Here is a 23,441-nt window from a genome sequence, read left to right as displayed (position 1 = left end):
TTTACTCCATCATCTTTTCGATTGGCATAACAAGAATCGAGCTTGCACCTTTTTCTTTTAATGCTTCCATGGTTTCCCAGAAAAGCGTTTCGCTAGATACCATATGCAATGCAACTAAATCGTCAGTGCCAGCAAGTGATAAAACTGTTGGCTTGCCCGTGCCAGGTAACAATTCGCAAATTTCGTCTAATCCGGCTTTAGGCGCGTGAAGCATAATATATTTACTTTCTTTAGCTTGGCGCACCGCTTTTAGACGAGGTAGCAAAGTATCAAGCAATGCTTGCTTTTGCTGGTTATCCATTGAAGGGTTTTGAATTAAACAGGCGTTAGACTCTAAGATGGTTTCGCCTTGCAAAAGACCATTTGCTTCGAGTGTTGCACCCGTTGAAACTAAATCACAAATTGCATCAGCAAGGCCTGCACGCGGCGCAACTTCAACTGACCCTGAAAGTAGCACAGTCGATGCGTTGATCCCTTGATTTTTAAGATATTGCTTTAAAATCTCAGGATAGGTAGTCGCAATCTTTTTGCCTTCAAACCAACTTAACGGCAACTGACCTAACTCTTGTGGCCAAGCAAGTGCTAGGCGGCAATAACCAAAATCGAGTTTTGCAAGTTTAGTCACCTCGGCATTTAGACTTTGTGCAGCGCGTTCTGCTTGGCTTTCAACAAGAACGTTTTCGCCGACGATACCTAAGTCACACACGCCGTCCATTACCAACCCAGGGATATCGTCATCACGTACTCGTAATACGTCAATTGGCATGTTTGTAGCGTGTGCAATTAGGCGTTGTTCACGTAAGTTTAGTTTTACACCCAGTTGTTTAAGTAGGTCTTGGCAGTCTTTTGATAAACGCCCAGATTTTTGAATCGCAATGCGTAGACGGTTGTTATCACTCATTTCCTCATTCCCAATATTTAATTCTAATAATGCGTTAAATTTAATTTGGGCTACAAAAAAGCCCGAGGTTGTCCTCGGGCTCATTCTTGTTGATTACCAGAGGACATATTTTCGGAATAGCCCTCCAGCGAAATACCTGAAAGCTACTCCGTTGTATGATGGTGATGAATAGTGTTCAGTGTATTTAGCATGATATAAACCTTTTAAATAATAAGCCTGTTTGGCTTTTGTATTTATAGAAAAACATGAATTTTAATGCTTTGCAATAAAAAATAGCATCTTAATTGTGAATACTATATTTCAAAAAATGACATGTCAATAAAAACAACATCTTAACCTTGTTGGTTGGCGCTTTAAAATTGGCTTGTATAGGCCTGTATATACAAGTTAAATTGTAATTTTTAGGGTGTTTTGGAGATTAAGTTGGTCAAGGGGGTATTTTGTCTTGTTTGATGGCTTGCGTTTAACCTGACGACAAAATTAGTCGAATAATTAGTATCAGATTTGATTAAGAAAGCAGCTTATCAAAGGGAAAATTATCAGCACTGCAACTTTAATGCACTCAATAGCTAATACATTAATGTTGAAAGATAATTAAAGTAATATGAACATTTTAAATGCAACAGAAACTCCCTAATTAAAAATAAAAGTGTTAGGTCAAATTACGCTTGTTTTATAAAATAGTGTTTAATTTATCACTAGGGCTTAGCGTAAAGCGCAATTTGGACTTAGTTTGTTTGATCTGGTAATAAAATAGCTGTTTCAACAATAGCGTTAGATTAGTTAATTGAGGTTAGATGTGAGTAAAACTTTGTGTGAATGGAAGCGCAAAGAAATTGAGCAAAAGCTAGAAAAGCTAGCGGCGTTAGTTAATAACCCTCGCTTTGTCTGTAAAAAGTGCGCGCGCTGTGCAAATGACAAAAAGAGTTTATGTAAACCCATGCCATTATAAATGGATTTTATTGGACTCGTTTGGCGCGTTTTTTAAGTTACTGTTAACACGTAATAATTGTGCAATAAAAAATACATAAACTAATCTATAAGTTAATTGCATAAATTAGTTTTACATGGAAATGGAATCTAATATCTCGGCGACGCCGTTATATTTTGAAAAAGAATTAAGTTGGTTGTCTTTCAACGAACGCGTGTTACAAGAAGCAAAAGATCAAACTAACCCGATTATTGAGCGCATTCGCTTTTTAGGCATATTCTCTAATAATCTTGATGAGTTTTTTAAAGTGCGAGTTGCCGATGTTAAACGCAGAATTTTACTCGATGAAGTTAAAAAGCTTCCTTCTACGCACATTCAGTTACTTGCCGAAATTCAAGAGAAAGTACTCAAGCTAAACGAGAAGTTTGACGATATTTACCAACAAATTTTAATCGATTTAGCGCGTTATAATATTTACATCTCAAAGCCAGAACAGCTAGATGAAGCAGCACGAGCATGGTTAAGCGAGTATTTTATAAATAATGTACTCGATCACATGACGCCAATTAAAGTCAGTGATGCCCCAGAGAAGAAAATTCACCTAAATGATTCGTGTGTTTATATATTGGTTTCGCTTAACGGTGAGCGAGAGCAATATGCAGCACTTGAAGTGCCACAAACCATTAATCGCTTTGTCATTTTACCTAGCAAACGTAACAAAAAAGATAAGCACATTGTCGTAATAGATGACTTAATAAAGTACTTTTTGCGCGATATTTTTACCGGGCTTTATAAGTTTGATGAAATCTCAGGTCACGCGTTCAAACTGACTCGCGATGCTGAGTACAACCTTGATGATGAAGTAGACGAAGGTTTACTTGATAAAATGTCTAAAGGGTTAAAACAACGCTTAAACTCTGAGCCTACACGCCTGGTATATGACGATGATATGCCTGAAGCAATGTTACGAATTTTGTGTAAAAAATTGGGTGTTAAACAATATGATTCGACTATTGGTTCGGCACGATATCGTAATTTTAAGGACTTTATCGGATTTCCTAATGTTGGGCGTAAATACCTTGAAAACCGTCCATTACCGGCCTTAAAAAATAAAGAATTTAGTCAGCAAGACAATGTTTTTAAAGCGATTAGTCTTGGTGATATTTTACTTTATTATCCCTATCATACCTTTAATCACCTCACTGAATTTTTAAGGCAAGCAAGTTACGACCCAAAAGTGACGCAAATTAAGATTAACATTTACCGAGTTGCAAAGCACTCACGTGTGATCAGTGCGCTACTCAACGCGGCGAGAAATGGTAAAAAAGTCACTGTGATGGTGGAGCTAAAAGCGCGCTTTGACGAAGAAAATAATATTGAATGGTCTAGGCTGTTAAAAGATGCGGGCGTAAAAGTAATATTTGGTATTCCAAGTTTAAAAGTACATTCAAAATTATGTTTGGTGTACCGTAAGGAAAAAGGTGTGATTGAAAAGTATGCACACATTGGTACTGGCAATTTTCATGAAAAAACCGCTAATATTTATACTGACTTTAGCTTGTTTACTAAACATCCTGAGCTAACTCGCGAAGCCACCGATGTATTCCGTTTTATTGAATACAGTTACAAGTCGTTTAACTTTGAACATTTAATGGTTTCGCCGGTAAATGCGCGTGAAAAAATCTATCAACTAATCGACAGCGAAATTAGCCAAGCAAAGTTAAAGCAACCAGCTGCAATTACGCTTAAGGTCAATAACTTAGTTGATACGGGCTTGGTTGATAAGCTTTATGAGGCGTCGACCTTTGGGGTGCAAGTTCGTATTATCGTTCGCGGTATGTGTAGTTTGATTCCCAATATTAAGGGAATTTCAGAAAATATTCGTATTATCAGTATCATCGACCGATTTTTAGAGCATCCTCGAGTTATGGTTTTTCATAATTCGGGTGACGAAAAAGTCTATATTTCGTCGGCAGATTGGATGACGCGAAACCTCGATCATCGAGTTGAAGTGGCGACACCAATTTACGATAATGCGTTAAAGCAAATAATAATTGATATTCTTGAATTGCAATTTAAAGACCGTGCTAAAGCGCGATTAATAGACTCAAGCCAACGCAACCATTACGTTCGTAGAGGCAATAAAATGAAGCTTCGCTCTCAAATTGCAATTTATGATTACCTGAAAAAGCGAGAAAACTCTTAATGAAAAGCACTGCAACAATTGCTGCGTTAGATATTGGTTCAAATAGTTTCCAGTTGATTGTTGCAAGGCAAATAAGCGGCCGTTTAGAAATCTTACACAAAGAAAAACTAAAAGTGCATTTAGCTGAAGGGTTAGACGCATCCGGCAATTTAAGCGATGACGCGATAGTCAGAGCTGAAACTGCATTAAAAGAGTTTGCGACAACGCTGCAAGGGTTTAACGCAAATCACGTAAAAATCGTAGCCACATACACGGTACGAAAAGCAAAAAATAAATATCACTTTATTCAACGTGCGAAAAAAATCATTCCATTTAATATTGATGTAATTTCTGGATTGGAAGAAGCACGGTTAATTTACCAAGGCGTTGCTAATTATCGTGTTGATAACGATACAAGACTGGTGATAGATATTGGCGGTGGCAGCACCGAGTTTATTGTTGGCAAAGGACCCAATACGCATCAGCTTGCTAGCCGAAGCATGGGATGTGTTACATTTCAGCAAATGTTTTTTGCTGATAATACTATTTCACATGATAGTTTTAACCGTGCCATTGTTGCTGCGAGCCAAGAAATAGAGCCTATTCTTAATGCCTATCAAAATACCAACTGGCAGTGCGCTATTGGTACATCGGGTAGCTTTAAAGCAATTTTGAGTATCGTACAGCACACTCTCATTAATGACTCAGAGTATGATCAAATGACTTTGTCAGACTTAAACGTAATCAAACATAAATTGATTTCGTTTGGCGATATTAAACATATTGAGTTGCCAGGACTGAGTGAAGAACGTAAGGGTATTATCTGCTCTGCTGTTGCGATTGCCATTGCGTGCTTCGAGTTACTCAATATAAAGTCGTTAACGTATTGTGATTTTTCGTTACGCGAGGGGGTATTACACGAGTTAATTGATTGCAGCGATAATCACAACCTAAAGCAGCAAAGCATTGATAACTTCGCCCAGCGTTTTGACTGTGATAAAAGTCAATCTAGTCGTGTAAAAGCGATGCTTACTTGGTTGTTTGAACATGCAAACAAAGATTGGAATGTAAACTTGCAATTGCAGAAAATCGTTTTTTTTGCTGCAGACGTATATGAAGTCGGTTTAAGCATAAGTTCGTCTAACATTCGTAAGCATTCAGCTTACATAATCGCGAATAGTTTACTTCCCGGTTTTAGCCAAGAAGAACAGCAGTTATTAACCTTATTAGTACGGAATCATCGAAAGAAATTAAAACTTGAATCTGAACAGCTTGAATCAAACACAGATTTTAAAGAATTTATGCAGGCGATTTCTATCTTTAGATTAGCACTGTTGTTTACACAAAAGCGTCAATGTGACTTTGTTAAAATTGACCAGATCAGGTTTTTGGAGCACTCAATTGATGTAACGTTTGAGCAAAATTGGTGGCAAGAACAACCTCTATTACAAGCAGACTTCGAAAAAGAAGCTATGTTACTGGAACCCCATGGCATCAACTTAAATTGCATAAACCGTTAATATTAAAGCAAACTATAACCTAGCCGATATATAGATAAGTTCTAGGAGTAATGTATGGATATTTTAATCCCATTTTTGCCGCGTATTAACACTGTGCACCCAGTGGATAAATCTACCTTATATGTTGTTGGCGTGAGCGATAATAAGACTACAAAAGTGCGCCTTAAAAAGAATGAGGCGACTCTGTCCGAACTTAAAAAACAAAAAGAAGATACGACAAAAGAAAGCCATACAAGTGAAGATGATGAGGAGCATATTGACACTTGGGCTTGATTCTCCCCTAAGAGCTCATGTTTTAACACTGCCTTTAGTCTTATTAATACGCGCAAAAATTGCTGAGAACCCATAAAGCTATCTGTAGGGTGCTGATTTATTGAAAGCGGATTTACCATAACACCCATGTACATCCTACTTAGCCAATCAACACCGAAATACACCCTTTAACACATAAACTAAGCGGATTTATTGTGCTTCTAATACGCTACTAAATCAAAAGAGTAGGAGTAAAAAATGCGTTGTGTGTGTAAAGAATGTGATTTTCAGGTGTGGAAAGGTTATGGGGAAATAGGTTTTGGTTGTAAATGCGGTTATTCATGGCTACCTGAAAAGTACTATGCAGCGCTTGATGGTAAGGGAAGATTTAACTTTAGCACTTTTTCAACGCATTTAAACACAACTAAAGGCACGGCAAGTAAATACGCATGCCCGCAATGTTCAAATACACTTTTTGATAAAAACTTGGCTGAAATAACACTTACACATTGTGAGAATTGCAAAGGCGTTTTGTTTAACCTTACCCAATCCCAAGCCTTTTTTGAATATTATAAGTTACCTAACTACGATAACCGTGCGTTACACATGCTAAGTGATTTGCCATTTATTTCGCTTTTGTTTAGTTGAGCTGTAAAGAACACATCACACTTATTAGTTGTTAAAGTTCAAAACGATGCTAATGCGTTAAACGCTTACATTTTTCACACCAAAGATATGCGAAGTACTGTTTCTTACAAGAGGAAAGTAACCTTACGAGGAACTCAAAAAAAGGCCCAATCTTTGAGTAATTCGGAATCTTTATAAGCTGGGCCTTTAGGGTTTAATTATTTACCTTTGGTCGGGGTGGTAAACAGTCGAGCGATAATATATCAGTAAGCTTGGGCCAAGGTTTGTCATAAGCTTGTCAATTTGTGAAAAAGTGTAGCATCTAACTTGCTTTCAATATTTGCGCTTTGTCGGCGCAATTAAGCCAAACTAGACCAAAACCGATTATATAATTCTCAAGCTTATATTGCCTTATTTGTGAAATTAGCGCCGCTTTGTCTTCATCATCAAGTCCAAGTAAATTTACGGTTGCTAATAACACGCTTTGACTAACTTCTGAATAATCATATTGGTACATAGGTTTAGAGCGCTTACCAAAATGCCCGTTTAAACCAAACCGGCTGAGTAAGCCTGGGTATTTTTGGCCAAATGTTAACCCGCGGTTTAAAGGTTTGTGCGTTTTGTCCCAAGGTAGTGCTGCAAGTTTCGGCGATAAATCAGATATTAGTTTGCGATGAAAAGCACTGTGTAATTTGTACTTTGCAGGTAGATTCAACATTGTACACACGACCTCATCATTTAAAAATGGGTGTGTGCGATTATAGTAACTGTCGAGTAATTGCTGTCCAGCGACAACCATTCGCTGGCAACGGGCTTTTAAGTAAAATTGATCAGCCTGCTTCGCTGCATCGACATATTTACAGATGTGCTCTTTGATAAAATCGTTAAGCGTTTTTTCCATACTAACACTGCCTTTTAAAAGCAGTTGAGCGATTGGCCACGTTTGTTTTGTTAATTCTTCACTGATATAACGTTCGATGCGAGGCACTGTATACTTGTTAAGTGAGCTCTGCCCGAAGAAACGAAAACCTGGCATGCCTCGGTCGTAGTAAAACGCACGATACGTTTCTGCGCCTGTACCGGTTATAATTGTTCGACCTTGGGTTTGGTTTAATAGTTGCTCGTCGATTAACGCATGCGCATGGTGAAACGGGACTTCGCCAATGCTCGCTTGCGTAATTCTTTTTATCGTTTGTGTATCAAAATGCGTGGTTGAACTTTTTGAATGGAACAGTTTCAAATTACATGCATTAGCAAGCTTAATCGCATACTGAACATCCGTACTATTAACTTCGCCATAACACAATCCTTCGGGCTTTAAGTTTAAAACGTCACATGCCGACAATATAGCGCGAGAATCAAGACCGCCCGACAAAGATACTAATGGGTTATTATCGTGTTTGAAGCACTTTCTTACTGCTTCAATAAACGCATCTTTTGCATGGCTATATTTGGTGGTTTTGTTTAAACATTTAACATATTGCGCCTGTAATTTTTGTTTCTCAAGCGTGTGGTTGTTAAGGTTAACCTTAATCAGAGATTCACCAGTTAAATGTTGGGTGTGCTTAATTATACAATCGCTGTTAAAAAGCTGCCCCAGTGCAAGCAGGTTACGTAAGGCTGTCTGATTAAATTCAACGTTATCTTCTAAGCAATTAATTAGGGCAGTTCGCGAGCTTGCAATAATGGTATGTTGTTGATGCTGATACACCAGTAGCGGAAACGTACCAAATTCATCACTCGCTGCGTAAACAATACGGGTTTCTTTGTTAACTAGTACCCAAGATCGACCGGTATAACACTTTTTTAGTCCATTCAGTAGATCAGCGGTTATTTGCCTATCTTGATTTCGATAGACAACATCGCCCCAAATATAAATGTCGAACAGATGTGTCGAATGACAGGTTGAGGCGAGGCTAGTGTTAAAGTCGGTGATATTTGCTTGGAACCATTCGCCAATTTCGTTTCCAATAGATTTTGCTACGTTAAGACTAAATTGCGCCATATCAGGTACTCAAATAATCGTTTTCTTTATCTGAGCAATGAACGTGCCTTAGTTAATTCATTGATTTTTATTGAATACTAAGGCTGAATCATGAAATTTTCGCATTTTGCGACGCAATTTAAGTTTAAATCTACTCAATTACCATTAGTTTTCGGTACGTATCATAGGCAAATTGATCAGTCATATTGCCGATAAAATCTTGTATTAAACGTGCACGATAATAAAACTCGTAGATTGGGTCGTTTTGTTTCAACGCATCTAATGTATCGACCGATTTTTTATATACGGACAGATATTTCGATGAAATTCGGTTTAGTAAGCGCGATTCAACCGAAAAATTAAATTCACCAGCGAGTAGTTTATTAAAGTCGTTACGGGAATAGTCGAGCAAACACGCATATTCGTTAAGCAACGTAGTAATAATCTTGTGTCCTTGTAATTCAAGCTGCTGTACTTCGTGATGACAAAATACATATTTAAACGCGACTGACTTAAGGGCATGCGTAATCGCATGTTGATAGCTATTATCTTCAATGAGAGAGGCATTAAAGCTACCATGGAAAATTTCTTCAATATTATCGCAAAATCGAATTGCACTGTGTTTTACTAACGGGTGGAGCAAGTTAACGCGCAGACGAATGAAGAAATTGTTTTCGATATTGTAATCGTGTTTTTGTGCGTAATCGTAGGCGTGTTCGCACTTACGCTGCATAAATGAGTTAAGTTCATCTTCATTAATATTAAACTGTGATAGTACATTGCGGTACTCTCGGTCTAATACGTCTATTAAGAAAGGGATCGAAATTAATCCTTTTTCTACTGCATCCTCTATGTCAGCTAAACAGTATGCAATATCGTCTGCGGCTTCCATAATGTAACTGGCAGGATGGCGATGACCTAACTCTATGCCAAGTTCGCCACAAAGCGTTTCAATAAATTCACTTTCACTAAAGTAATAGCCAACTTTTTTCATTAAATACTGCTTATTTGCTGGCACCTGCTGTTTAGGCAATGTGCCACAGCGTGTGTATTTTAAGATACTGGCTGTTTGACAATAGGTTAGGTTAAGCGCAAATAAGCTGTGAACATTTCTTATCGCCTGTGCGTTACCTTCGTAATGACAAAGTTCGTGTAGTATCGATTGCGTAGGTGAAAGAGGGGAATCTTCACCCATATTTTTAGAAAATGCGTGCTTTGAAAGCGGATGAGCCTTTAAGTATTTACTAAACCAAGCATTTATCGCGGCTTCACCAAAATGACCAAACGCAGGATTACCGATATCGTGCATCAAGCACGCCATTTCAACTAAACTTTCTAATTCACGCTCAAGAGGCTTCAACCCGTATTGGGTTAGTTGGACTTCGCTCAGTGTATTAAATATGGTGTGTACAATAAATCGGCCATTTTGTTGCACTTCGAGAGAGTGGGTGAGACGTGAACGAACGGCTGCATTGCGCTCAAGAGGAAACACTTGTGTTTTTTGCTGTAATCTTCGCAATCCTGCGCTATTTATAATACGTCCACGATCGCTCTCAAGTGCGGTTTTTGTATTGTTAGTTTGATTCAACGGACGTTTAGCATTTATTTTCTGTTTGAAATCCATAGCGATATCGTTTTTCTGTTTTTTACAATTTAACACTCAGGCAAAACGGATTCTAGCGTGTTTTACTTGGTTCACTTAATGTTCAGTTTAATTTTGGCATGATGATGCTAACTTAAAGCCTAAAAGATGATTTTAAGTTTATATCCCGAGTATTTATGAGTTTATGAAAAGCAAAAACCCGCTGGGCTAGCGGGTTTTTTATTATATAACGCGGCAAAAAGTGCTCAAATCTGTTCGAATAACTTGTAGGTATTAAAAAATATAATTATTTTTTCAACCTTTTTTGATCTCGCTGCGACTAAGTAATAAATACTCAATATCTGGGATGATAAAAATGGATTTAAGTTACTTTTTAGCAAACTATGCAGACCTTCTAAGCCTATTACTTTCGCCGGTTGTAAGCCTATGGCTTTGTTTTATTGCAACACAATTACTCGTAAAGTCTAAGCATCAGGCCGTTTAAGCAACAAGATCATTAAATTACTAACTTAAAATCAATTTTTTTGGTGATTTTGCTTAAAAAATGACAAATACGTATTGCCAAGCCAGAAAAAATGCATAACTATAGGGTCTGCAAAGGCAAAATAATAAAGATAGGAATCTATAATGAACAAAGCACAATTAGTTGAAAAAATCGCTGCGGACGCAGAAATTTCTAAAGCAGCAGCAGCTCGCGCATTAGACGCATTCACTGGTGCAGTGTCTACATCATTAAAAGACGGTAACTCTGTAGCGCTAGTTGGTTTCGGTACTTTCTCTGTTAAAGCACGTGCAGCGCGCACAGGCCGTAACCCACAAACTGGTGAAGAAATTCAAATCGCTGCAGCTAACATCCCTACTTTCAAAGCAGGTAAAGGTCTTAAAGACAGCGTTAACTAATTTGTAAAAGTTATCATCCCAATAACTTTAAAAAGGAGCGTTAAGCTCCTTTTTTATTGTTTGTTATTCAACTGTAGGTTAAACCCACTTGGTAATTATTCGATAAAATGGTACTGGGTAGAAACATGCTAACCAGGCTGAACCTGCAACGTAGTTATTTACATTGAATAATCCAACCTAGTTAGCAAAACAGCGTAATTATCTAACACGCTTTATAATTACTTTGGTCTTAACGCTTTGTCGCCACGACTTAAACCAACTGCGCCAGATCTCACAACCTCAATCACCTCAGTTTCATTTTTTAAGGTATCAATAAAAGATGCGAGCTTATCAACTGCGCCAACTAACTGCAGTGTGTAGGTTGTTTTACCCATATCTAAAATAGATGCGCCAAATATATCAACCACACGGGTTACGGCCGCACGTGTTTTCTCTTCATGAGCCATTACTTTAACTAACAATAACTCACGTTCAATATGACTTGCATCACTCAGGTCAATCACTTTATGTACATCTACTAACTTATTAACTTGCTTAGTGATTTGTTCAAGAATACGGTCATTACCTGTGGTCGTTATTGTAATACGCGATAATGAGTCATCATCAGTTGGACCCACAGTTAAGCTGTCAATGTTGTAGGCGCGCTGCGAAAACAAACCAACAATACGTGATAGGGCGCCTGGTTCATTTTCTAAAAGAATGCTTAAAATATGACGCATTATGCTTTTACTCCTTTTTTCAGCCACATCTCATCAACTGAGCCATGACGAATTTGCATTGGATACACGTGTTCATTTTCATCTACATTGATGTCGATAAATACCAGTTTGTCTTTATGGGAAAATGCTTCTTTTAACTTTTCATTAAGCTCGCTTGGGTGGTCAATGCGAATACCAATATGACCATAGCTCTCTGCAAGTTTTACAAAATCAGGCAGGGATTCCATATAAGAACATGAGTGGCGACCCGAATAAATCATGTCTTGCCATTGGCGTACCATGCCAAGCGAACGGTTATTTAAAGACACTATTTTTACTGGCAAGCCATATTGCATACAGGTTGATAATTCTTGAATATTCATTTGAATAGACCCATCACCGGTAACACATACTGATTCTTTATCAGGAAAAGCGAGTTTTACACCCATCGCTGCAGGAAAACCAAAACCCATAGTGCCAAGGCCACCAGAGTTAATCCACTGACGTGGTTTTGCAAAAGGATAGTGCTGTGCGGCGAACATTTGGTGCTGACCTACGTCTGAACTAATATAGGCATCGCCCTTAGTTACTTCGTAGAGCGCTTTAATTGCGGCTTGTGGTTTAATTTTCTTTGAGCCAGTTTCAAAACTTAAACAACGCTGTTCGCGCCAATTATTAATTTGTCGCCACCAATCTTCTTGCGCAGCGCGGTCAATTTGAATGTCGCTTTTACTAATCGCACTTTGCAATTGTGCAAATACAGTAGCAAGATCGCCAACGACCGGTATATGACAGTGAATGGTTTTAGAGATAGACGTCGGGTCAACATCAACCTGAACAATCGTCGCGTTGGGACAAAACTTCTTAACATTATTGGTTACGCGGTCGTCAAAGCGTGCACCTAATGCAAGAATAACATCGGCGTTTGCCATTGCTTTGTTTGCTTCCAAATTACCGTGCATGCCAAGCATACCAATAAAGTTGGGATGCGTGCCTGAAATACCGCCTAATCCCATAAGGGTGTTGGTACAAGGTGCATTCAAGCTTTCAACTAGCTCTGTTAATTGCTCTGATGTATCAGATAATACAACGCCGCCGCCTGAGTAAATAACAAGTCGTTTAGCATTTAAAATAGCCGATGCTGCTTTTTTGATTTGCTTTGGATGACCTTTGGTATTCGGGCTGTACGAACGCATCGATATGTCATCTGGCATAAAGTAATCAAACGCAAGTGCCGGATTTAATATATCTTTTGGTAATTCCACGACAACGGGACCAGGTCGACCAGACGCAGCAAGGTAAAATGCTTTTGCTAGGGTTTCTGGGATCTTTTCTGCATCACGACAGTTAAAGCTGTGTTTTACGATTGGACGTGAGCAACCAACAATATCGGTTTCTTGAAAGGCGTCATCGCCAATTAAATTGGTAGGTACTTGGCCAGATAAAACTACCATTGGGATTGAATCCATATAAGCAGTTGCAATACCAGTAACACAGTTAGTTGCACCAGGTCCTGATGTGGCAAGTACAACGCCCACTTCACCTGTTGCTCGCGCAAAACCATCGGCCATATGCGTCGCAGCTTGCTCATGACGCACTAAAATATGATCAAGCTCGTTCTCAGCAAATAGGGCATCATAAATATCTAATACGCTACCACCGGGATAACCAAAAATATATTTAACCTTAAGTGCTTTTAACGCTTTAACAACAAGCTCAGCACCCGACATTTTATTACTGTCCATCCTCATTCCTCTGTGCAGTAGATAAAAAAAACCCCCGCTAGTTGCGGGGGCTTATTAAATTCAGTATGACAAAATTAACTAATAGCTCCCCGCTGGCGACTTAATTAAGACCAGGACGAAGACTGTTAGTAGAAGAAATAATGTCATTTAAATTTGCTCTAAAAATTGATTAACGTATTTGTATTATTTTTGTTAACTGTTGTCAACGGTGAATTCTTCAATTGACATAAATAATTCATTATTATCAGTATTAAAATTAAAAATGTGGTTTTTTTGGTTATCTTTGATTGCTGGCGAATTGAAAATGCAATCTTTTGAAAGTGTATACAATAATTTATTATTACTGAATTAGTACTTTAATTTATTTCGGAATTTTGTACATAAAAAAAGGCCCAAATAGGGCCTTTATTTAAATAAGAAGCTAATTATTTATTTTCTTCTTTTTTCGCTTTTAAATTTGCTGCGTGGTCAATCTTGTACTCTGGCATTTCAGTTTTACCATTTAACAAGTAGTTATCCATCCAACGCATTAAACGTAGGCTGTAATCATATTTAGCAGCCATACGCTTGTTACCGTGACCTTCGCCTGGGTAGTAAATTAAGCGTACGTCTTTACCTTGTACTTTCATATAACGGTAAAGTTCCATTGATTGTGCAGGGTGAACACGAGGATCGTCTTTACCGTGCATGATCAATAATGGTGTTTTAGATTGACCAGCCCAATAAATAGGTGAACGCTCTAAATACCATTGCCATTTGTCCCAAGGGTAAGAACGCGCGTGTACTAGATGCATTTCGTTTGAAATGTCAGTAGTACCAAATTTTGATAATTGGTTAGTTACACCAACAAACATTACCGATGTTGCAAAATGTTCAGTGAGTTTTGTAGCAGCCCATGCTGACGCATAACCACCGTATGAACCACCTGTAATACCAACGCGTTTAGTATCAACTAAGCCTTTATCAACAAGGTGTTGCTTAAAACGAACAAGATCGTTGAACTCTTCTCCTGCATAGTCATTTTGACCAAGTTTAGAGTAGTCAACGCCTTTACCTGTTGAACCACGGTAGTTAGGGTACAGAACTGCGTAACCACGTGCAGCCGCTACTTGACCAGGACGAGAGTAGTTAGTTACCCATCCATCTTTGTCGTGACTTTCAGGGCCACCGTGAACCGACATAATTAGCGGATAACGAGTACCTTCTTGATAGTCTAATGGATAAACAAGTACGCCATCTAAACGTGTTCCATCTTCGGCTTTGAACGAGATAGTTTCTTGTTTAGCTAGACGCTTATCGTTTAACCACGCGTTTGAATCTGATACTCGAATATCTTTTTTACCACGTAGCATAAACGCTTCAGTCGGGTGTTTACGTGAGTGACCCGCAAACGCAACTGTCTTATCTGAATCTGAAATAGATAAACGGCCAGCAATTAATTTACCGCGTTTAAGCTTGGTTTTGTATTTACTTGAGCCTGGCTTAATTGTTGCGATAAAGCTTTCTGTATCAATTTGCGCTACGAAATGCAGGGTATTTGACTTATTTGCCCATTCGAAATCGCTGATGTGGCCTTCAAAATTAGGTAACCAGTTTTCAATTTTACCTGATTCTGCATCTGCCAAATATAAGCGGCCTGTTGCTGGGTCGTGCTTGTCTTGTGCACCAAGGATTGCGACATATTTACCATTTGGTGAAAATTCAGCTGCGCCTAATTTGCCTTCAGTTGCAAATGAAGTAACTACTTTTTTGCTCGAAAGATCAAAGATATGCCATGTTGATTTCATGTACTTATCGTCGATAAGTGCTGAAGGCTGTGTTTTAACTAGTAGTTTTTTAGCATCACTTGACCAGTTAACATCGCTTACGTATTGATCAATTCCTAGCCCTTCAAGTGCGATTGGCTTTTCGTTTACAGTTAAATCAACAACCATTAACTCTGCAGTTGTTAATCCAAGTTCATAAGTTTCTGCCTTAAAGCCTAATTTTGCTAATTCTTTGTCTGTTTTCGGTTTAGCAGGCTTTGCTATAATCGCAACGTGTTGGTTGTCTGGGCTTAGATCATAAGACGAAATAGACGTGCCTTTTAAGGCAATTACTTTTTGCCATTGACCACCATTTACCGGAATGCGATAAAGGGTTTTAAATTTGTCTTCTTTAAACTTAGCTAAGAAGTAAACAAACTTGCCGTCAGCAGAATACTCAAGACTTGAGATATTTACTTTACCAGTAATGAAAGGGCGCTCATTACCTTTAGCATCAGTAAGATAAAGTTCGCTGTAGTTAAAACCATCTTTTTCTACATAAATTTCACGTGGCACAGAGCGGGTAAATGCAACTGCATCGCCATCTGGGCTAATTGCAGTTTGACCAACTGATTGGATTTTTGTTAAATCTTCTAGTGTAAGTGTGTCATTAGCAAAGGCAGCGCTTGTAGATAAACCTAGCGCGACAGCTAATGCTGATTTGATTAGTTTCATTGTGTCCTCGTTTACTGATTGTCAGCGGGTAGTAGTCTAAAATGACGAAAGTAAAAGGCAAGAAAATGCGATAAAAAAAGGTGACTTACGTCACCTTTTTAAAAATTATAATGCTTCGATAACTGCTTGGGTAAAGTCAGTCGTTCCGTGGCTACCACCTAAGTCGCGTGTAGTACGGTCGCCTGTTTTAATTACGTGAGCAATGGCTTTACGAATACGCTCAGCTTTTTCTGCTTCACCTAAATACTCTAACATTTGAATAGACGCAAGAATCACAGATGTTGGGTTTGCAAGGTTTTTACCAGCGATATCTGGTGCACTACCGTGTACCGCTTCAAAAATAGCAGCATCTTTACCAATATTTGCACCTGGTGCCATACCTAAACCACCAACGAGGCCAGCACATAGATCCGAAAGAATGTCACCGAATAGGTTAGTTGTAACCATTACGTCGAATTCTTCTGGGTTCATTACTAACTTCATACATGTCGCATCTACAATCATTTCAGCAGATTCAATTTCAGGATAACGCTCAGCAACCTCACGCGCTACTTTCAAGAAAAGGCCCGATGTCGATTTCAGAATGTTTGCTTTGTGTACAGCAGTTACTTTTTTACGACCTTCACGCTTTGCAAGTTCGTAAGCAAAAGTAACAATTTTCTCAGCGCCTTCACGTGTGATCTTTGACATTGCCTCTGCTTCAGTACCATCTTCTGATACAACTTGGCCAAGACCAGAGTACATGCCCTGAGTATTTTCACGGATTGTGATGATATCAATATCGTCGTAACGCGCTTTAGTACCTTCAAATGACTTAACTGGGCGAACGTTAGCGTACAAGTTAAACTTTTTACGTAATGTAACGTTAATTGATGTAAAGCCTTCACCTACTGGTGTCGTTAGCGGGCCTTTTAAAGTGATTTTGTTGCGTTCGATTGCATCAAGGGTTGCTTGTGGTAAAAGCTCACCTGTTTTTTCAAGTGCAGCAAGACCCGCATCAACAAATTCATACTCATAATCGCAACCAACTGCATTTAGGATCTCAAGCGCTGAATCAATGATGCTTGGACCAATACCATCGCCTTTAATAACCGTAATGGTTTGCTTAGACATTAAATTTTCCTTTAACTGAATCGAGCTACCCGGTTGGGTAACTGTATACGTGAGATTGTCACGAACAAGCATAGCATCGTGATGCCAACTGGTTAGTTATTAATGCTTGCTCATATTATTATTCAACGGCTATTTATAGCAATTTTTAGCAGATTAATCCACAAAAGGCTTAAAAATGACGGTATTTGTAATTATAAAACCCTGTTAACAGGACTAAAGTCTAATAACTTGGTTAAATAATTATCTAAATTTTCTATTTGAAGTTGTTGTTGAGCATAAATCATCTGCTGCTTTATGTACGCCGGCTGTTGTTCTAACGTTTGACCTAAGTAAACTAAATTACAAAGTACTAAGTGAACAAAACATGCACTGTGTACCTGTGTACCCTCTGTTAATTGATACCCGCTTTGGCTAATTTCAAAAAACGGATTTGCTTTTACCTGATCAGGTAATTCTTGGTTATGTAACGCATAAAAATTAACTAACGAATTGATATCTGTAATGCTGTGTTTAGGCGTAGTGGTGTTTATCGGCAAAACTATGCCGTGCGGAAACAGTTTAAACGTAAATGCGATGTACTTTAATGCGTAATTGATGACTTTTTGACATGGAAAATGCGGGTCGATTATTTTGTAGCTTTCAATAAACGAAATCAACAACGAAACACGATTTTCAACGTAATGCCAATTGAGCTTTCCTAAACTACGTAAACGTTGCAATAACTGCTGATTTTCTAATAAGTCAGGTAGTTGTTCAATGCCTACCAGTGCAATGGCGTGCCTAATATCTGATATGGGATTGTGTGAAAATCGCTGTGCTAAATTAAGTACTAACGTGTTGGCATTTGGATTTTTTTCAAGCTCGCCAAGTAATTTTCCAATACTAAAATGTGCCGCTTTTCGAATTACGTGTAAATCATGAGTAGTAAAGTATTCATTAATATGGGGTGCGTTGACGAACTTCACTAGCTCCGGCAATTTATGCCACAAACCAATAAGCGGCTCAATTTGATTCGTCGCGGCAACGCGATGCTTAACTACGCGTGCACTGGTTTTTACTTCTTTAAATGACTTACTATCGGTGTGGTAACACAGTAATTTATTGTTTGATACTTGTCCCAATACACGTAATTCGAGTCCTTCGTTTCGAACCGTCTCTCCGGGTAATGGAGCATTAAATAGTTGACCAAGTTCAGTTAAAAGTGACTTATCTTCAGTACGTGTTGTCTTTAAATAAACAGTGTGTATCACGTCACGTAAGGTGCGCGCTGGCATATCATCAACACAGGTAATCGCTTTAGCCAGTACGTAACTTAAACGCACAATTCGGTTGTCGATAGAATAGTGTGGTTGCTGTTTTATTTTAGCGACAAGATCCGTTTGCAATAACGGCAATTTGCTTAAATGTGGTTTAACAAACTGATAGGTGTAGCGATAACGGTTTTTGTAGCGCTCATGTTGTTTTGCATTTAACAATGTTTTTGCAGCAACACAATTAAGCTCGTTAGATATGGATACACAATGTGATATCGCACTTTGCAGTAGTTTTACGCACGCGATTCGATTTAAACCGCTTATCTTTGCAAAAATACAAATTAAAATACATTGGCGACTAATCAAATTAGTTGCGTAACTGTACTTTGCGTTATAAACAGAAAGGGTTGCTATCGAGACGTGTTGATTAGCGTGAAATGTTTCTTCAATGCGTGTCGCGGCATCAACAAGTAATGGGTAGGCTGAACGCCATTGGGTTTTGTCATTATAAACGTTAAATAGTTTGTCTAAACTATCCACGCTCTCCATTAATTGCTGGGCTAAATCCACTCAAATGTTCACTTATTCTTCGTTAATTAACTCTATCATACGCAATTTCTGCGCCAGGACCCCACGCAACGAGTTGTTCATTTTTGAAAAACATCCCCGTGCATTCATCTTTGGTAGTAATACCATCAGAATGTTCATGCTGCGTGCGGTAGTAGATAATTTGAAATACGTCGTCACCTTTGCGCTTTGCAAACGTTAAGTCAGGCGAACCTAAATTGTTGAATACTTGGTCTAAAAATACAGGAGAGTCGGCCTTTAATTTACTAAGATACCGTTTATTGAAAGATTCTCTGTCTTGCCAATACATGCCTTGTGGGTCGTCTTTGTAAAAGTTAATAATAAGGCCCGCGGCAATCGCATAAATCCCTAACCCTAAGACAATGTATTTCAGAATTTTATTATTCATACTAAGAACTCGGTAAACGTAGTGCCTTCAAACTGAAACCAAGATGAATATCTTGGCGTAAACTTACCAATAGCTTAGCACGAATATAGGCATCATGATTGTCGTTTAACTTGTTGAAAACACGTTTTAACTCATCTGGATAGTCAGTCGCTAAAAGGGCGTCTTCAACTGACGGGAATTGCGTTAATAAATTGACTGCGCCTTGCTTGCCAATTCCACTTACCCCCGGAATATCATTCGTTTTATCGCCGTTGAGCGCCCAAAAATCTGTGAGTTGTGAGGGGGCTAACGAAAATTTTTCAATTACAGACTGAATCGAAATATATTCGCTTTTAAAGTAGTCATACACATGAATGTAGTCGCCAAGTAAAGGTAAAAAACCTTTGTCGGTAGAGACTATTGTTGACGTTACTTTATTGGTAGACGCTTTACTTGCCAGTGTTGCGATTACGTCATCTGCTTCATCGTGCTCAGGAACATAAACCGTTATGCCAAGTTCTGAAAATGCTTGGTAAAGTTTAGGCAGTGCGTCAGCCAACTCATTAGGCATTGGTTTTCGTGATTGTTTGTAATCTGAATAATAGTGATAGCGCCAGCTCGTATCACCATCAAAAACGGCAATAGCATGTGTAGCGTTCGTATTTTTTAACAGTTTTCGCGCCGCATTAACGACCCTAAAATAGGTGTTTTTGGTAGCCAAATTTGCATCATTTCCTGCTTGTTGACTATCAACAGCATAAATTCGCCTTATTAAATTAAGCGCATCAATGAGTAGTAAATGAGTTGCCATGAATACCTTAACGTTAAGAAAAACTAATACGCATTGTAAATGAACTAAATTATGAACATAAAAAAGGCGCTAATGAAGCGCCATTTTACCTGTTTTTGTCCAGAATATTAAGTTTCTATACGATAGCAGGGGGTATAAACCGCACCAGGTAGTTTCATTCTTCCTTGAGCTACAAATGCAGCGAGCAGCTTATCCATTTTAGTCATTAATTCTTTGTCGCCCGAAAGTGCAAACACACCATGGCGCTTAATTGCTTTAATGCCTTCATCTTTTACGTTACCGGCAACAATGCCAGAAAACGCACGCCTTAAATTAGCGGCGAGTTGCTCTTTGGGTTGGTTTAAACCTAAGTTGAGGTTCGCCATATTTGTGTGAGTCGGCTCGAACGGTAATTGAAATTCAGGTTCAATTTTCAAAGACCAATTATAGTGGTAGGCATCGCCTCGTTCTTTACGGTACTCTCTAACGTTTGCCATATTTTGACTAAAATACTTACCAACCGCTTCAGGGTCATCAATGATCACTTTAAATTTAGAAAGCGCTTCGTCGCCAAGGGTCTCTTTTACAAAGTTAACTAACTCATCAAAATAAGCACGCGACGATTCAGGACCTGTTAACACCACCGGCAGTGCTTGTTTTGCATTATCTGGGTGAAGCAAAATACCCAATAAATAAAGTAATTCTTCGGCTGTACCTGCACCGCCCGGAAAAATAATTATACCGTGCGCAGTTCGAATAAATGCCTCTAAGCGCTTTTCGATATCAGGTAAAATTACCAGCTGATTAACAATTGGATTAGGGGGTTCGGCCGCAATAATACTTGGCTCAGTTAACCCTAAGTAACGGTTTTGCGTAAAACGTTGTTTAGCATGTCCAATTGTGGCGCCTTTCATTGGGCCTTTCATTGCACCTGGTCCACAACCAGTGCATATATTTAAATTACGTAAGCCTAGTTGATAACCCACTTCTTTGGTGTACTTGTATTCAACTTCTTTAATAGAATGACCGCCCCAACACACGATCATGTTGGGATCTTCGCTTGGCTTTAATACCCGAGCATTACGCAACATATCGAATACAACATGGGTAATGTGTGATGAACTCGTAAGGTTTATTTTACCATCTTGATATTTGTCTTTAATAAACACGATGTCGCGAATAACTGCGAGTAAATGTTCGTTAATACCGGTAATAATTTTACCGTCGACAAATGCATGCTGAGGAGGATTAATAAGTTCTACTTTGATGCCGCGCTCACGACACAGTAAGTTAATATCAAAATTTTGGTATTTATCGTAAATTTCAACACTAGAATCGGTATGACTACCGACATTAAGAACTGCGAGCGAACAATTACGGAATAAGCGATAAAGCTCGCTGGTTGATGAGCGTTTAAGCGCTTCAACTTCTAATTGTGAAAGTAAATCTAACGCGCCTGTTGGATTGATCTGTACTTGCATAGGCGACTCCTTGTACGTCTAAACTATATTTAAATTATGCAAATTATAATAAGCACTTAATTTAAATATAGTTTTTTATCATCACTAAGCAAGCTAATTTTTTAGAACAATACGATCGCGTCCTGAGTTCTTCGCTTGGTATAAGGCTTCGTCTGCACGGTCGAAGGCTTCTTGCATTGAATCGCCTTCCTTTAACTGTGTTGCACCAAACGAGATAGTAATGGTTACTGCTTTTTGTTTAAATTTAAATGGAATTGCCTTAACGGAACGCCTTAGTTTTTCGAGTGGTACCGAAATTTGCTCTAACTTGCTATGGGGCATAATAAGTACAAATTCTTCACCACCAAAGCGAGCGATAAAGTCGGTAACACGAATGGCTTTTTTGAGCGCTTTAGCCACTACTTGCAGGGTTTTATCGCCAGCACTATGACCGTAATTATCATTAATTGATTTGAAGTGGTCGATGTCTGCAACAACAATACAGAGATCGTGGTGGTCACGTTTAAAGGTGTTGTATTCAAGGGCAAAGCGCTCATCAAATGCGGCGCGATTTGGCAGTTGAGTTAGGCTATCTTGTAAACTCTTGAAACGTTGCTCGGCTAGACGCTCTTGATATTGCTCTGTTTCTTTCTCGAGTTTGTTAACACGCTCCCCCATTTCTTTTAACGTAGTGACCAGCTCTTCGCGTTCTTGTTGTTCTAGCTTTTCTTTATTAGCGAGATCAACCGTTAACGATTCCATTTTCTCAGAAATAAGCTGCTTTAGCGTTGTAATATTTTGCGCTTCATCTACGTCTTGGCTAATAGTGCGCATTTTGTGCTGAATTTGCGCGTTTAGATCTTCCATTTGCGAGTTTATTTGGCTAGAGCGTTTTACTGACTCCATTAAACTCGCTTGCAATAAACTTAGGGTTTCATTGATTGCAAATAAGAACTTTTGTGCAGACGCACGTTCTTGTGAAATTGTTTCAACAATAATTCGAATAATTTCAACGCAACAGTCGAGTAGTACAGGTAAGCTGAATTCCTGTGACACTTTTTGTTTTATTGAATCAATGCGTTTACCACTTTCGCCTTCAAAAGCTAATTCACTGAGTAAATTTTGTAACTCTTGCGCAAGCTCTGCTGATTCAGCAATGGCGTCACTGCTGTCTGCCTTGTGCTTTTTCTCTAATACCGCATGGTAAATTTCTACAAGACGCGTTAAAACGGGAATAAACTCGGTAGTTGCTTTTACATTTTCTAAATCACTTGTCAGTAAAATGCGAAGATTGCGACGCAAATCATCAGGCAATCCTTTTTGGCGCTGAAGCTTTCTGCCAGCGGAGTCGACGCTTTGGTGTAACGCCTTTAGATTGGTTTCTGCGCGAGTGGCTTGCTCTTTAAATAGTTTCGAGATCTCTTCAAGCAACGGTACTAACTGTTCGTAATCAACACCTTTTTGAATCGTACTGCGATACTTTGCTAAGCGATTATCTAATTCAAGGTCTAAACCTTTGCAAACTAACGATAGTTTGGCGATGAATTGAGTTAAATAGTCAACTTGTACTTTATAAGCATGTTCGAGTTGTTTACGCCCTTTGATTGCTGAGTCTAACTTTGTGCGTAGAATACTAACTTGCTGAGACACCGTAATTTTTACCTATTTCTTTTGAGCAGTTGAAGTTTATCTCAATGCGCTGTCAATTTCGAGTCAAAATATGCTTATACTAAAGCATAGTTGCTTTTTAAGAATTTGTTCTTATTCGATTAAATACATAAAATTTAAATAGTTAGCTTAGCTATTGTTGTGATGATTTGGATTAAGGTTTTGAATCTTCTAAGGTATAGCGATTTTGTTGCAAGTTGATTGTTGTTAATTTAATGATAATCACACTAAACGGCTATAATCATTTTGTTACATCATGGTTACTCAATTATTCATAACGTTACATATAGAATATAAACAGTAGGCGACTACCTCAGATGCTGGTATTAAAAAGTTAAAATTGCTAGGGTTACGTAATTTTCTACTTTGCTTAATG

17 protein-coding genes are annotated in these 23,441 nt (G+C 38.5%); 5 read left to right on the top strand and 12 right to left on the bottom strand.

Translation table 11 applies throughout. The annotated features are described in order from the left end of the window. Position 1 precedes the first annotated feature (1 nt). Positions 2–901 carry an ATP phosphoribosyltransferase gene (hisG, locus tag ACHSBP_RS13515; protein ID WP_010559139.1) on the bottom strand — a complete coding sequence of 300 codons (900 nt, stop codon included), beginning with the start codon at positions 899–901 and terminating at the stop codon, positions 2–4. A gap of 1,067 nt (positions 902–1,968) precedes the next feature. On the opposite strand from hisG, the gene ppk1 reads away from it, so the two are divergent. The 4 genes from ppk1 (at position 1,969) to ACHSBP_RS13495 (ending at position 6,437) form a co-directional block, all read left to right on the top strand. Beyond that, complete coding sequence (ppk1, locus tag ACHSBP_RS13510; protein WP_395389151.1) at positions 1,969–4,038, top strand: polyphosphate kinase 1; 2,070 nt, start codon at positions 1,969–1,971, stop codon at positions 4,036–4,038. Continuing rightward, positions 4,038–5,537: an exopolyphosphatase gene (locus tag ACHSBP_RS13505; RefSeq protein WP_395389149.1), complete on the top strand. Its 1,500-nt coding sequence runs from the start codon at positions 4,038–4,040 to the stop codon at positions 5,535–5,537. The genes ppk1 and ACHSBP_RS13505 overlap by 1 nt, the downstream gene beginning before the upstream one ends. 54 nt (positions 5,538–5,591) lie before the next feature. After that, positions 5,592–5,810, top strand: coding sequence for a hypothetical protein (locus ACHSBP_RS13500; RefSeq protein WP_010559143.1), 219 nt, complete (start codon positions 5,592–5,594; stop codon positions 5,808–5,810). Positions 5,811–6,047: 237 nt separating this feature from the next. Further along, on the top strand, positions 6,048–6,437 hold the full coding sequence (locus tag ACHSBP_RS13495; RefSeq protein WP_395389147.1) for a zf-TFIIB domain-containing protein: 390 nt from the start codon (positions 6,048–6,050) through the stop codon (positions 6,435–6,437). Positions 6,438–6,738: 301 nt separating this feature from the next. On the opposite strand, the gene ACHSBP_RS13490 is transcribed toward ACHSBP_RS13495, so the two are convergent. Together ACHSBP_RS13490 and dgt are read right to left on the bottom strand one after the other, a co-directional pair. Next, positions 6,739–8,421, bottom strand: a complete 1,683-nt coding sequence (locus ACHSBP_RS13490) for a hypothetical protein (RefSeq protein WP_395389146.1) — start codon at positions 8,419–8,421, stop codon at positions 6,739–6,741. Positions 8,422–8,551: 130 nt separating this feature from the next. After that, entirely contained in the window at positions 8,552–10,024 is a 1,473-nt protein-coding gene (gene dgt, locus ACHSBP_RS13485) for a dGTPase (RefSeq protein WP_395389145.1), read from the bottom strand. Positions 10,025–10,630: 606 nt separating this feature from the next. Here dgt and ACHSBP_RS13480 point away from each other — a divergent pair. Beyond that, on the top strand, positions 10,631–10,903 hold the full coding sequence (locus ACHSBP_RS13480) for an HU family DNA-binding protein (RefSeq protein ID WP_010559147.1): 273 nt from the start codon (positions 10,631–10,633) through the stop codon (positions 10,901–10,903). A gap of 218 nt (positions 10,904–11,121) precedes the next feature. On the opposite strand, the gene ilvN is transcribed toward ACHSBP_RS13480, so the two are convergent. The 9 genes from ilvN to ACHSBP_RS13435 all read right to left on the bottom strand — a co-directional run bounded on the left by ilvN (position 11,122) and on the right by ACHSBP_RS13435 (position 23,047). Continuing rightward, the gene (gene ilvN, locus ACHSBP_RS13475; RefSeq protein ID WP_010559148.1) at positions 11,122–11,622 is read right to left on the bottom strand and encodes an acetolactate synthase small subunit; all 501 of its coding nucleotides are present in this window, start codon (positions 11,620–11,622) and stop codon (positions 11,122–11,124) included. Beyond that, on the bottom strand, positions 11,622–13,346 hold the full coding sequence (locus tag ACHSBP_RS13470; RefSeq protein ID WP_395389143.1) for an acetolactate synthase 3 large subunit: 1,725 nt from the start codon (positions 13,344–13,346) through the stop codon (positions 11,622–11,624). Before ACHSBP_RS13470 ends, ilvN begins: the two co-directional genes overlap by 1 nt. A 425-nt stretch (positions 13,347–13,771) precedes the next feature. After that, positions 13,772–15,826 (bottom strand): prolyl oligopeptidase family serine peptidase, encoded by a 2,055-nt coding sequence (locus ACHSBP_RS13465; protein ID WP_395389142.1) that lies wholly within the window; start codon positions 15,824–15,826, stop codon positions 13,772–13,774. 105 nt (positions 15,827–15,931) lie between these two features. Further along, positions 15,932–16,939, bottom strand: a complete 1,008-nt coding sequence (locus ACHSBP_RS13460; protein ID WP_010559151.1) for an isocitrate dehydrogenase — start codon at positions 16,937–16,939, stop codon at positions 15,932–15,934. A 191-nt stretch (positions 16,940–17,130) separates the two neighbouring features. Continuing rightward, positions 17,131–18,762, bottom strand: coding sequence for a hypothetical protein (locus tag ACHSBP_RS13455; RefSeq protein WP_395389141.1), 1,632 nt, complete (start codon positions 18,760–18,762; stop codon positions 17,131–17,133). A 22-nt stretch (positions 18,763–18,784) separates the two neighbouring features. Beyond that, positions 18,785–19,168 (bottom strand): DUF3192 domain-containing protein, encoded by a 384-nt coding sequence (locus ACHSBP_RS13450; RefSeq protein WP_010559153.1) that lies wholly within the window; start codon positions 19,166–19,168, stop codon positions 18,785–18,787. A 1-nt stretch (position 19,169) separates the two neighbouring features. Beyond that, positions 19,170–19,958, bottom strand: coding sequence for a flap endonuclease Xni (xni, locus tag ACHSBP_RS13445; protein ID WP_010559154.1), 789 nt, complete (start codon positions 19,956–19,958; stop codon positions 19,170–19,172). A gap of 107 nt (positions 19,959–20,065) precedes the next feature. Further along, complete coding sequence (gene ppnN, locus ACHSBP_RS13440; protein WP_395389140.1) at positions 20,066–21,418, bottom strand: nucleotide 5'-monophosphate nucleosidase PpnN; 1,353 nt, start codon at positions 21,416–21,418, stop codon at positions 20,066–20,068. Positions 21,419–21,511: 93 nt separating this feature from the next. Beyond that, positions 21,512–23,047, bottom strand: coding sequence for a diguanylate cyclase (locus ACHSBP_RS13435; RefSeq protein WP_395389139.1), 1,536 nt, complete (start codon positions 23,045–23,047; stop codon positions 21,512–21,514). Positions 23,048–23,441: the final 394 nt, after the last annotated feature.

The organism is Pseudoalteromonas sp. XMcav1-K, from assembly GCF_044005875.1.
In the GTDB taxonomy this organism is placed as follows: domain Bacteria; phylum Pseudomonadota; class Gammaproteobacteria; order Enterobacterales; family Alteromonadaceae; genus Pseudoalteromonas; species Pseudoalteromonas spongiae.
Note: the sequence above shows the minus strand (reverse complement) of the source record. Positions and strands in the feature narration are given on the sequence as shown.